The sequence below is a fragment of the Candidatus Poriferisocius sp. genome, assembly GCF_965219815.1.
Classification (GTDB): Bacteria; Actinomycetota; Acidimicrobiia; order Acidimicrobiales; family Bin134; genus Poriferisocius.
The window spans coordinates 633,683-645,451 of sequence record NZ_OZ244791.1 but is presented as its reverse complement, the minus strand read 5'-3'; the positions used below and the strand labels follow the sequence as shown (position 1 = coordinate 645,451).

Annotated in this window: 10 protein-coding genes and 3 tRNA genes; 12 read left to right on the top strand and 1 reads right to left on the bottom strand. The window is 61.1% G+C overall.

The window, feature by feature from the left end; genetic code table 11:
- Nucleotides 1-13 precede the first annotated feature (13 nt).
- The 3 genes from ACOQPI_RS03195 to ACOQPI_RS03185 all read left to right on the top strand — a co-directional run bounded on the left by ACOQPI_RS03195 (nt 14) and on the right by ACOQPI_RS03185 (nt 7,452).
- Nucleotides 14-2,833, top strand: a complete 2,820-nt coding sequence (locus ACOQPI_RS03195; RefSeq protein WP_420618254.1) for an N-6 DNA methylase — start codon at nt 14-16, stop codon at nt 2,831-2,833.
- Entirely contained in the window at nt 2,830-5,916 is a 3,087-nt protein-coding gene (locus ACOQPI_RS03190) for a type I restriction endonuclease subunit R (RefSeq protein ID WP_420618253.1), read from the top strand. Before ACOQPI_RS03195 ends, ACOQPI_RS03190 begins: the two co-directional genes overlap by 4 nt.
- Nucleotides 5,917-6,216: 300 nt before the next feature.
- Nucleotides 6,217-7,452: a DUF222 domain-containing protein gene (locus tag ACOQPI_RS03185; protein ID WP_420618252.1), complete on the top strand. Its 1,236-nt coding sequence runs from the start codon at nt 6,217-6,219 to the stop codon at nt 7,450-7,452.
- Between the two features lie 33 nt (nt 7,453-7,485).
- Here the strand turns inward: ACOQPI_RS03185 and ACOQPI_RS03180 are convergent, their stop codons facing one another.
- The gene (locus ACOQPI_RS03180; RefSeq protein WP_420618251.1) at nt 7,486-8,019 is read right to left on the bottom strand and encodes a GNAT family N-acetyltransferase; all 534 of its coding nucleotides are present in this window, start codon (nt 8,017-8,019) and stop codon (nt 7,486-7,488) included.
- Between the two features lie 75 nt (nt 8,020-8,094).
- Between ACOQPI_RS03180 and ACOQPI_RS03175 the strand changes: the two genes are divergently transcribed.
- From ACOQPI_RS03175 to rplA, 9 genes are all read left to right on the top strand, one after another.
- Nucleotides 8,095-8,167 (top strand) — tRNA-Thr (locus ACOQPI_RS03175).
- A gap of 41 nt (nt 8,168-8,208) precedes the next feature.
- Nucleotides 8,209-8,285 (top strand) — tRNA-Met (locus tag ACOQPI_RS03170).
- A gap of 91 nt (nt 8,286-8,376) precedes the next feature.
- Nucleotides 8,377-8,961 (top strand): RNA polymerase sigma factor, encoded by a 585-nt coding sequence (locus tag ACOQPI_RS03165; protein WP_420618250.1) that lies wholly within the window; start codon nt 8,377-8,379, stop codon nt 8,959-8,961.
- Nucleotides 8,958-9,143, top strand: a complete 186-nt coding sequence (locus ACOQPI_RS03160) for a hypothetical protein (RefSeq protein ID WP_420618249.1) — start codon at nt 8,958-8,960, stop codon at nt 9,141-9,143. The genes ACOQPI_RS03165 and ACOQPI_RS03160 overlap by 4 nt, the downstream gene beginning before the upstream one ends.
- A 75-nt stretch (nt 9,144-9,218) precedes the next feature.
- Nucleotides 9,219-9,291, top strand: a tRNA-Trp gene (locus ACOQPI_RS03155).
- Nucleotides 9,292-9,336: 45 nt separating this feature from the next.
- Complete coding sequence (gene secE / locus ACOQPI_RS03150; protein WP_420618248.1) at nt 9,337-9,642, top strand: preprotein translocase subunit SecE; 306 nt, start codon at nt 9,337-9,339, stop codon at nt 9,640-9,642.
- A gap of 23 nt (nt 9,643-9,665) precedes the next feature.
- Nucleotides 9,666-10,487, top strand: coding sequence for a transcription termination/antitermination protein NusG (nusG, locus tag ACOQPI_RS03145; protein WP_420618247.1), 822 nt, complete (start codon nt 9,666-9,668; stop codon nt 10,485-10,487).
- Between the two features lie 62 nt (nt 10,488-10,549).
- Nucleotides 10,550-10,975 (top strand): 50S ribosomal protein L11, encoded by a 426-nt coding sequence (gene rplK / locus ACOQPI_RS03140; protein ID WP_420618246.1) that lies wholly within the window; start codon nt 10,550-10,552, stop codon nt 10,973-10,975.
- A 14-nt stretch (nt 10,976-10,989) separates the two neighbouring features.
- Nucleotides 10,990-11,691 carry a 50S ribosomal protein L1 gene (gene rplA / locus ACOQPI_RS03135; protein WP_420618245.1) on the top strand — a complete coding sequence of 234 codons (702 nt, stop codon included), beginning with the start codon at nt 10,990-10,992 and terminating at the stop codon, nt 11,689-11,691.
- Nucleotides 11,692-11,769: the final 78 nt, after the last annotated feature.

The following is an 11,769-nucleotide window of genomic DNA, read 5'->3' as shown; positions in this document are numbered from 1 at the left end:
GAGGTAGAGCACTGTGAATGCCAGCACGCATCAGCAGTTAGCAAATTTCATTTGGAAGATTTGCAACCTGCTGCGGGGGCCGTACAAGCGCAACGAGTACCGGAAGGTGATCTTGCCGTTGACGGTGCTGCGGCGGTTCGACTGTGTTCTCGCGGATACCAAGGAGGCGGTGCTCGACGCCCACCAACAGCACGCTGGCCAGCCGGACACTGTCCGCGAGCAGCTCTTGGAGGCGGCCTCGGGGCTTCCGTTCTACAACACGTCGAAGCTGGATTTCGACAGGCTGCTGGACGACCCGAATCTGTTGGCTCAGAACCTCAACTCCTACATAGGCGGCTTCTCGGAGAACGTCCGGGAGGTCATCGAACGGTTCGGGTTCGCCGATCACATTGCCCGCATGGACGAGAAGAATCTGCTTTACGAAGTGGTCAAGGCATTCGCCGGAGTGGACCTGTCGGTGGAGCGGGTCGACAACATGCAGATGGGTTACGTGTTCGAAGAGCTCATCCGCATCGGGGCTGAGCAGTCCAACGAGGAAGCGGGAGAGCACTTCACACCGCGAGAGGTGATCCGGCTGATGGTCAGCCTGCTGCTGTCACCTGAGCGCGACTTGGGCAAGAGCCATGTCGTCAAGACGATCTACGACCCTGCTTGCGGAACAGGCGGGATGCTGTCGGTGGCTGAGGAGTACCTGCTGGAGCACAACCGGGAGTCGCGCCCGATCCTGTACGGGCAGGACTACAACGACGAAGCCTGGGCCGTGTGCAAATCCGACATACTGCTCAAAGGCCAGGACGCAGACAACATCATTCGCGGGGACACATTCACCAGCGACGGTTTTCAACGGCACTCCGACGGGAAGCCCTGGACGTTCGACTACATGCTCGCCAATCCCCCTTTCGGAGTGGAGTGGAAGCAGCAGCGTCAAGTCATCGAACGTGAGCACGACACACTCGGATACGACGGGCGCTTTGGCGCCGGCACACCGAGGATCAATGACGGGTCGCTGCTGTTCCTTCAGCACATGCTGTCCAAAATGCAGCCTGTCAGCGAGGACGGTGGGGGCGGCAGCCGTGTCGCCATTGTGTTCAACGGGTCACCGCTGTTCACCGGGGACGCGGGAAGCGGTGAGAGCGACATCCGACGGTGGATCATCGAGAACGACTGGCTGGAAGCGATCGTGGCCCTGCCCGACCAGATGTTCTACAACACCGGCATCGCCACCTACATCTGGATTCTGACCAACCGCAAAGAGCAGCACCGCAAGGGCAAGGTGCAACTCATCGACGGTCGCCAATTCTTCGTGAAGATGCGCAAAAGCCTGGGCAACAAGCGCAACGAACTCTCCCCAGCCCAAATTGACGACCTCACCACGATTCACGGCAACTTCATCGACGGTGAGGCTCGCGACTTCACAGACGAAGACCCCGTGACCCACCAATCCCGCACCCGCTCTCGCGCCGTCAGCAAGATTTTCGACAACAACGACTTCGGTTACCAGAAAATCACCGTAGAGCGACCACTGCGGTTGAACTTCGCCGCCACCCCCGAACGCATCGCCCGACTGGAAGACGAAAAGGCGTTCATCAACCTTGCCACCAGCAAGAAACGAGCAGGACCGCAGCACGACGCTGAGATAGCCGCAGGCAAGAAACGCCAAATGTTGATCCGAGCCCTGGTGGAAGCAGTCGCGGACGAGACAGACGGTGAAGTGTTCTCTGACCGCGACGCGTTCCTCATAGCCCTTGACAGCACAACAAGGGCCACCGGGGTGAAGCTGGCAGCACCGGAACGCAAGGCCATCCTCTCCACGTTGAGCGAACGCGACCCCAACGCCGCGATCTGTAGAGACAGAAACGGCGACCCCGAACCAGACACAGAGCTACGCGATACAGAAACCGTCCGGCTGTTCGAAGACATACGCGACTACATGACCCGCGAAGTGCTGCCCCACGTCCCTGACGCATGGGTGGACCACACGAAGACCAAAATTGGCTATGCGATCCCCCTCAACCGTCATTTCTTTATATACGAACCGCCCCGACCGCTGAATGAGATCGAAGCCGACCTCCAAACCTTCGAAGATGAGATCGCCAGGTTGCTGGCAGAAATCACCGACACCGAAGGAGTCGTCCAATCACTGCGTATAAAGGACTCAGAGGTGAAATGGCTGGGAGACGTGCCAGAACACTGGGACGTGATGCAACTTGGTCGTCTTGGCTCATTTTTCAAGGGCGGTGGAGGCACAAAAGAAGACGAAATTGAGGGCGGCGTTCCCTGCATCCGCTATGGAGACCTCTATACACAGCATCAATATCTGATTGAACACAGTCGAGCTGGCATCGCTGATGCGAGCACTGACAAGTACAGACCGTTGAAGTACGGGGATATTCTCTTTGCCGGATCAGGAGAGACAATAGAAGAAATAGGCAAATCAGCAGTCAATCTCATCCAAGGCCCTGCCTACTGTGGAGGCGACGTAATCGGATTTCGGCCATCTACTGATGCCGACGCGACCTTCTTCGGCTACGCGACAGATTCACCTTCCGCCACCTATCAGAAGGCGTGTATGGGACGAGGGGTGACCGTTATGCACATCTACAGCAGCGAACTCAAACACCTACTTATACCTCTACCACCCATCAAAGAACAGCAGGCCATCGCTGCGTTCTTGGACCATCAAACAGACCGTATCGACAACTTGACCTCACGGGTTGAAGCTGTAATCGAAAGGTTGCAGGAGTATCGGACGGCACTTGTCGCTTCTGCAGTGACCGGCCAGATCGATGTCAGAAACTTCAAGCCGGTCGGGACAGGGGACAGCGCAGCGTGACCAGCCAGACGGATGAGAAAGCGTTTGAGTCGACTGTGGAGTCAATGCTGGTCAAGGGTGGCTGGCACAAAGGCGATGTTGGCGAGTGGGATGTGGAGCGGGCTGTGTTCCCTGCTCGGGTGGTCGCGTTCCTACGGGTTGCTCAGCCCGAACTGTGGGACCAGTTGGCTGCTCAGTACGGCGAGAGCCTGGATGAGATGGTTGTGGACCAGTTGGCCAAGCAGCTTGACATCAAGGGGACTCTTGGGGTGCTGCGCCAGGGCTTCAAGTTCCAGGGCAAGACGTTGCAGATGGCGTTCTTCAAGCCGGCCAACAAGCTCAACCCTGATGCCATGGCGCAGTTCGGACTGAATGAGCTCACGGTGACGCGTCAGGTCCGATGCCATCCTGGCAAGGGCGACACCATCGATTTGTTGTTCGCTCTAAACGGCGTGCCGGTGGCCACCTGCGAACTCAAGAACCCCATGACGAACCAGACTTGGCGTAATGCCATCCGCCAGTACAAAGAGGATCGCGACCCCAACGCTCCCGTGTTCAAGTTTTCCAAGCGTGCCCTGGTGCATTTCGCCGCTGACACCGACGAGGTTCACATGGCCACGCGGCTAGCAGGGAACAAGACCCGGTTCTTGCCGTTCAACCGAGGCAGCGCCCCCGGCGATATCAGGTGCGGGGCGGGCAACCCGGAGCATCCGTCGGGCTACCGCAGCGGCTACTTCTGGCAGGAGGTTCTTGAACGCGACCGTTTCCTGGACATCTTGGGCCATTACATGTTCATGGAGCGCCGTGACGAGAAGGTCTACGACAAGGATGGAGGTGCGCGCACGGTGAGGCGGGAGACGTTGGTGTTCCCCCGCTACCACCAACTCGACTCGGTGGACAGCCTGGTGGAGACGGCTCGAGTAGAAGGGGCTGGGAACAACTACCTGATCCAGCACTCGGCGGGCAGCGGGAAGACCAACAGCATCTCGTGGCTGTCGCATCGGCTGGCGAGCCTCCACACTGACACCGACGACAAGGTGTTCGACTGCATTTTGGTCATCACGGATCGTCGGGTCCTCGACCGACAGCTTCAAGACGCCATCTACCAAATAGAGCACGCCCAGGGTGTCGTCAAGGCAATCGACGAGGACTCAAAGCAGCTGGCCCAGGCTCTTGTGGACGGGACGAAGATCGTTATTACCACCTTGCAGAAGTTCCCGTTCGTCATGCAGGGCCTGTTGTCCATAGCCGAGGCTGGCTCTCCCGATGAACCCAATCGAGATGAGCAGTTCCAGGCAGAGGAGTGGAGACAGAAGATCGCTGGGCGGCGTTATGCGGTGATCGTGGACGAGGCGCATTCCAGTCAGACCGGGGAGAGTGCCCGCAACATGAAAGCAATTCTGGGAGAGCGTTCACGGGCAGCTTCGGAGAGCGTTGAGGACTGGGAGGATGGGCTAAACGCTGTAGTGGAGTCCCGCGGCCCGCAGCCAAACCTGTCGTTCTTCGCGTTCACTGCCACCCCCAAGGGCAAGACCATTGAACTGTTCGGACGGCTCGGAACTAGCGGAAATCCCGAGGCTTTCCACGTTTACAGCATGCGCCAGGCGATCGAGGAGGGTTTCATCCTCGATGTGCTGCGCAACTACACCGACTACGACACCTATTACAGGATCGCCAGGAATGCCGCCGATGACCCCGAGTACCCAGAGCGCCGCGCGGCCAGGGCCCTCAGCAAGTACGCGTCGATCCATCCCCACAACCTCGCCCAGAAGACCGAGGTCATCATCGAGCACTTCCGCGCCAACGTCAGGCACCGGATGGGCGGCAAGGCCAAGGCGATGGTGGTCACGTCGTCGCGGCTCCACGCTGTGCGCTACATGCGGGCCTTCGAGGAGTACATCAGTCAAAAGGGATACACCGACATTCGCCCGCTGGTCGCGTTCAGCGGCACCGTCACCGACCCCGACACCGGCGAGGATTTCACCGAGCCCGGAATGAACACCGACATTGTGAGCGGCAAGCCGATCAGCGAGTCGGCGCTGCCAGCCCGCTTCGACTCGCCCGACTACCAGATTCTCCTCGTGGCCGAGAAGTACCAGACCGGTTTCGACCAGCCGTTGTTGCAGGCGATGTACGTCGACAAGCGCCTCGATGGGGTCCAGGCCGTGCAAACGCTTTCGCGCCTCAACCGGGTCGCGCCCGGCAAGAGTGACCCGTTCGTGTTGGATTTCGTCAACGATCCCCAGGACATTGGTGCGGCCTTCGCCCCCTACTACGACCAGACCCAGCTCGAAGCCCAATCAGACCCGATCCTGCTCGACGGACTCAAGTACGAACTCGATGAGATGCAGGTGTACCACCACGACGAAGTGGAGCGGTTCGCCCAGGTGTACTTCCAGCCATTCGACAAACGCCAAGACGGCGACCACGCGCGGTTGGTGTTGGAACTTCAGCCCGCCGTTGACCGGTTCAGGCACCTCGAAGAGGACGAGCAGGCCAGGTTCCGCGACCGGCTCGGAGCGTTCGTCCGGCTCTACGCGTTCATCAGCCAGATCATCCCGTATGCCGACAGCGATCTTGAACAACTCGCAGCATTCGCCAGAAGGCTGCTGCCCAGCCTCCGCGACGACATGATGGAACAGTTGCGCCTCGAAGATGAGGTTGAGTTGGAGTACTACCGCCTACAGCATGTCTCCACCGGGGCTATCGACCTCGACGACGAGGGCACAACGGTCAGGAGTCCAACTGAAGTAGGCACCGGCCGCACCGAGGAGGACGAGGCTCCGCTCTCAGAGATCATCGCCAACCTCAATGACCGATTCGGCACGGCCTTTGACGATTCAGACCGACTGTTCTTCGAGCAGATACAAGAAGACGGGGTTAACAACGAGAACATCAGCCAGATCGCCGAGGCCAACCCCTTCGAGAAGTTCGACCTCGCCATCCGCCAAGAACTGCCGAAGCTGATGATCGACCGCATGGCCGACAACGACGACATCGTCAAACGCTGCCTCAACGACCCCGACTTCCAAGAAATAGTCTTCGCCGGCCTAGCCAGAGGCATCTACGAGACAGTCACCGCCCAGCAAGGACAGGTGGCCTAACGAGTCACCGCGACCAAGATGAAGAACTCACATCGGCGGGCGCCCATGCACGCTTGGCAAGGTGAAAAAGGTTCTGGCCGTCGATCAGCACAATGGTGCGCATAACAAAAAACACCCGCCCGGGGATGGATCAAAACGATCCGCCCACCGGGCGGGGAATGATGCCTGAGGGGTAGCGCGAGAACGCCCGGACATCAACGAGACACCGCCAGCCTTCCTTGGCAGCGTGTGCTCGCTTTCTCAACTTATCTGATCTATTTCAAGGAAAATTGTGTCACTGGGGTCGGTATAATTTCATTTATGGAATTTACATTGAATCCCAGCACAAGCAGCGCTGATTCCAGTGTTGGTGGGGGTTTCGAGTTTCCGGATTTCTCTGAGGCGGGTGCTTCGGAGTTGCTGGGGTTGATGGGCGAGGTCGATCTGCTGCGCCGCCGGGCTGAGGGGTATCTGGTAGGGCTGGTTGTCCGATACGGCGAGCTGGAGGGGCCGGGTGCGGCTGCCACGGTGTGCCACCAATTCGGGATCAGCGCGTATCGGGCCCGCCAGCTGGCCAAGACCGCCCAGGGCGTCGCGGCCATGCCCCAGATTCTCGGTGCGGTCCAGGATGGTCGCATTTCGGCGGATCAGGCCGGGATGGTGTCTGAGTCGCACAAGCGCGCCCCGATGAGCGAACAAGATCAACAAGAGCTGTTGAATCTGGGTGGCTGGCAGGGCCATGACGAATTCAAGAAGACTGTCGCCGCTCGCGAAGACCAGCGCCGCGCCGACGACGGGATGAGCCGGGCCGAGCGCCAGCAGGCCCGCCGATCCGCCAAGGTGTTCGACGGCACCGGCGGCATGGTCGTTTTGCACGCCGAGCTCGACCAGGTGTCCGGCGACCGAGTCAAGGTGGCCCTCGGCGCCATGAACGCCAAGATGCTCGGCGACGACATCGCCTTCGACCCGATCCGCACCTTCGAGCAGCGCAACGCCGACGCGCTGGTGGCGCTCATCACCCAACAGCCGGCCGACAACGCCGAGCCCGCAGCGGGCGGATCGGATTGCGGGATCCGCCCGCAGAAGACCGTTCTGGTGGTCACCGCCGACTACGACGCCATCGAAGGAGGACTGAAGAACGCAGGTCTCATCGACGGCACCCCCATCGACCTAGACGAGCTCCGCCGCATCGCCTGCGAAGCCGACATCATCCCCATGATCTTCGCCGCCGACGGGCAGCCCCTCTACGTGGGCAAGGCCCAAAGAGCGCCAACCAAAGCCCAAAAACTGGCCCTGTACAAAAGAGACGGGGGCTGTGTGGGCTGCGGCCTCAGGCCTCAGGTGTGCGACGCCCACAACATCCTGCCGTGGGACCAAAACGGGCCCACCGACATCACCAACCTGGTGCTGCTGTGCCCCCGCTGCCACAAGAAAGTCCACAAACACGGCCACACCATCGAACACGACACCGTCAACGGCCGGTATCGCCTCAAACCCCCGCCCCGGCCTAGCCCCACAACCCACCCGCCGCCCGCTGAACAACTGATCGCTGCCTGATCGGGCACTAGACCGTTACAAATTCTAGCTAGGTCAGATCTTCCAGTCTTGCAGCATGAGCTGCATCACGGTTACGTCTATCCACCGGCCGAATTTGCGGCCTACTTCGCGCTCGGTACCGGCTATTTCGAATCCAACGGAGCGGTGGACGGCGACCGATGCCTCGTTTCCCCCCGATATTCGGGCGATCACGGTGTGGAACCCGTGGGTTTGGGCCAGTCCGATTATCTCAACCAAAAGCGCTCGGCCGATGCCTTTGCCGCGATGGTCCTGGTGGACATACACCGAGTTCTCCACCGTGGTGTTGTAGGCCGGTCGGGTATGGAAGGGCGATAGCGACGAGAAACCCAGCACGGTGTCGTCGTCGTCATCCGGCGTGGCTACCAGCACCGCGTGAACCCCGCTGCGGTCTTGCAGCCAGGTGCGCTGGGCAGCCACGGTTCGAGGCTCCAACTCGAAAATGCTGGTCCCGTTGAGGATCTCGTAGTTGACGATCTCCCGAATGCCCTCGGCATCAGACAGCCTCGCTGCTCGAATCGCCACCGGCTGCACCGTACCGTTCGTCACCTCCCAATTCTGGCTTTCCCGCCCCTGGCACAGAGTGGCAATATTGGCGTCGCAAAGGGATAGAGTTCCCAGCCCGCCTCCTTAGCTCAGTCGGCAGAGCGTTTCCATGGTAAGGAAAAGGTCGAGAGTTCGATTCTCTCAGGAGGCTCAGGGCCATTTGGGCGGCATCCAGCCGCTGAAGGGCCCCGGGGCGGCGTAGCTCAGTCGGTAAGAGCGCTCGACTCATAATCGAGAGGTCGCCAGTTCGAGTCTGGCCGCCGCTACCACCCACCCTTTCGCCCCGCTGCGGGCCAGCGATAGGGTGGCTCTATCGAACCCGCAGCATCTCGGGAACACACCCCCGACGACGCCGAACTAGTGGACGCCGCCCGCCGGGGCGACCGCGATGCGTTCAACGAACTGGTCCGGTCCACCTACCGAGACATCTACGCCCTGGCCTACCGGCTCACCGGCAATCGAGACGACGCCGCTGATGTGGTGCAAGACGCCTACGTCCGGGCCTACCGGGCGATCCGCCGCTTTCGGGGCGACTCCAGTTTCTCCACCTGGATGTACCGCATCACCAGCAACTGCGCGTCCACTCATTTGAGCCGCCGAACCCGCCAGCGCACTGAGGAACTGAGCGACGACGTCCCCATCGTCGATCTGCGGCCCGAGCAAGATCCGAGCCTGCGGGCCGAGGCCGCCGTTCTTCGCCACCACATCGACCGGGCCATCCGGGCTCTGCCCGAGCGGCTGCGCCAAGTGGTGGTGCTGCGTGATCTGCACGACCTCTCTCACAGCGAGATCGCCGAAGAGTTGGGCATCACCACCTCCGCGGCCAAGGTCCGACTCCATCGGGCCCGACAGCGGCTTCGTGCCGTGCTGCAACGCACCGACGGGTTGGGCACTAATCAAGCTGCACCTGTAAATCAAGAAGACCACAACGAGGCGGCCTCATGACCAATGACGCCACCCGGTCCTTTGACCACCGCCCTCCCACCGAGGCACCCCCCACCCTGGTGTGGAAGGTCATGGCCCGGCTCGACCAGTACGACCGGCGCCGACAACTCATCCGGCGCTTCCTGGCTGCAACCACTCTGGCGGTGATCACCGTCCTCTTCCGCCGTCGAGTCCGTCGATAGTCGAGCGGGCTGCGTGATTTTGTATTGGGATGGCTCCTATCGGCGCTGTAGCCTTGTCTTGCCCCTAACGAACGAAGGGCAGTGGCTCAATTGGTAGAGCACCGGTCTCCAAAACCGGCGGTTGGGGGTTCGAGTCCCTCCTGCCCTGCGCAAACAAGCCCGTCTCCCTAGTGCCGGGTGCACTGGAGTCAGCATGACCGACCTGAACCGACAACAGAAGAGGATGGCCAAGAAGCAGGGCTTTGTCGACGAGGAAGGCACCCCGGTCCGCGACCGCCGCCAGCCTCGCAATCAGCCCCGCCCCGGCGAAGAGCGGGTAGGACCGGCCCAGTTCCTGCGCGAGGTGCGCGGTGAGCTCCGCAAGGTGTCGTGGCCCCGGCGCGAGGAAGTCGTCAACTACTCCATCGTGGTGCTGGTGGTGTTGGTGCTGCTCACCACGGCCATCGGCCTGCTCGACTGGGGCTTCAGCGAAGCCATTCTGAAATTGTTCGATCGATGAGTCCCGAGGTAGACGAAACCGAAATGACTGACCTCTTCCCCACCACCACCGTCGATGAGCCCGACTCGGAATCCGAGACGGTCGACGCCGCCACGCCGGTCGACGCCGCTGAGGCCGCGGCCGCATTGCTGCCCACCGGGCCGGGCGCCCAGCCCGAGCCTGAGGTCCCCGACCCAGTTGGCGACAGCCTTCTTGACGACGCTGCCCCGCCAGAAGATGCGGCCGAGGTAATCGACGCCGAAGACCTGGTCTATGAGAAGGCCGAAGAAGAAGTCGAAACCATCAGCCCCTACGACATGCCCGGGAAGTGGTACGTGGTCCACACCCAGTCGGGCTATGAGAACAAGGTCCAGCAGAATATCGAAGCCCGCCGCAAGACCATGGACATGGAGAGCCACATCCACGAAACCGTCATCCCCATGGAAGACGTAGTGGAGTTCAAAGCCGGCAAGAAGGTCACCACCAAGAAGAAGATGTTCCCCGGCTATCTGCTGGTCCGAGCCGAGATGAACGACATCTCTTGGGAAGTGATCCGCAACACTCCCGGCGTGACCGGTTTTGTGGGCCACGGTCGCCGGGGCAGCAAGCCCTCCGCCCTCAAGCGCAAGGACGTGGAGAACTTCCTCCAAGTCAAGACCGACGGCGAGCAGACTGTCCGCCGCACCAAGCCCCGCCTTCTCTACGAGGTGGGCGAGACCATCCGGGTCAAAGAAGGTCCCTTCGCCGACTTCTCCGGTGAGGTGGCCGAGATCAACGAGGACCAGCTCAAGGTGAAGGTGTTGGTCAACATCTTCGGCCGGGAGACCCCCGTCGAGCTTGAGTTCTCCCAAGTGGCCAAATTGTAAGAAGATTCAAGCTCTCTCAAGTCGCCAAACAGCAAGACGACCTAGCCAGAAGGGGCACAGTCATGGCTCAAAAGAAGGTAGCCACCACCATCAAAATCCAGATTCCGGCCGGCCAGGCCACCCCGGCACCCCCGGTGGGCACTGCGCTCGGCCCTCACGGCGTGGCCATCATGGACTTCTGCCGGGACTACAACGCCAAGACCGAGGACAAGCGGGGCCAGATCATCCCGGTGGAGATCACCATCTACGAAGACCGGACGTTCACCTTCATAACCAAGACCCCGCCCACCTCGTTTTTGATTCGCGAGGCGGCCAGTCTGGAGAAGGGATCAATGGAGCCGGGCCGCGAATTGGTCGGCACCATCACCGACGCCCAGTGTGCGGAGATCGCCAAGGTCAAGATGCCCGACCTCAACACCGACGACCTCGAGCAAGCCAAGCTGCAAGTGGCCGGAACCGCTCGCAGCATGGGCATCACGGTGGAGTAGGAAAGGGAGCCGAAATGGCGAAGAATGGCAAGCGGTACAGCGATGCCGCCCAGCGCTACGACAAGCAACACCCGCACACCGCCCAAGAGGGCGTCGAGCTGGTGAAGAGCTTGGCCGCGGCAAAATTCGACGAGACTTTGGAGCTCGCCACCCGTTTGGGGGTGGATCCCCGCAAGGCCGAGCAAATGATCCGGGGCACGGTCAGCCTGCCCTCGGGAACTGGCACCGACGTCCGGGTGGCGGTGTTCGCCCAGGGCGAAGCGGCTGCGCAGGCCAGCGAGGCCGGTGCCGATGTGGTGGGCGCCGACGACCTCGCCGAGGAAGTACAGGCCGGCAAGATGGACTTCGACGTGGCCATCGCCACTCCCGACATGATGCCGGTGGTGGGCAAGCTCGGAAAGGTCTTGGGCCCCCGAGGGCTGATGCCCAACCCGAAAACCGGCACGGTTACCGACGACGTGGCCAAAGCAGTGGGTGAGTTCAAGAGCGGCAAGGTGGAATACCGCACCGACCGCCAGGGCAACGTCCACGTTCCGGTGGGCAAGGTCAGCTTCGAGGCCGATGCGCTGGTGGCCAACATCCGCGCCGTCATGGAGGAGATCAACCGGGCCAAGCCCGCAGCCCTCAAGGGCCGCTATATCCGCAAGGTCGCCATCTCCTCCACCATGGGACCCAGCGTCCGGCTGGATCCCGCCGACTTGGGCGCCAGCAACTGATTTGGTACCTTTTGTCGCTCACAAATAATCGATTTGCCGCAGACATCAGGCGCAGTGCCCCGCACCGCTTAATCGGCT

Excerpts from the sequence above, each read along its gene's own strand:
- ACOQPI_RS03185 (WP_420618252.1), top strand. The coding sequence starts at position 6,217 with ATGGAATTTACATTGAATCCCAGCACAAGCAGCGCTGATTCCAGTGTT.
- ACOQPI_RS03160 (WP_420618249.1), top strand. The coding sequence starts at position 8,958 with ATGACCAATGACGCCACCCGGTCCTTTGACCACCGCCCTCCCACCGAG.
- secE (WP_420618248.1), top strand. The coding sequence starts at position 9,337 with ATGACCGACCTGAACCGACAACAGAAGAGGATGGCCAAGAAGCAGGGC.
- nusG (WP_420618247.1), top strand. The coding sequence starts at position 9,666 with ATGACTGACCTCTTCCCCACCACCACCGTCGATGAGCCCGACTCGGAA.
- rplK (WP_420618246.1), top strand. The coding sequence starts at position 10,550 with ATGGCTCAAAAGAAGGTAGCCACCACCATCAAAATCCAGATTCCGGCC.
- rplA (WP_420618245.1), top strand. The coding sequence starts at position 10,990 with ATGGCGAAGAATGGCAAGCGGTACAGCGATGCCGCCCAGCGCTACGAC.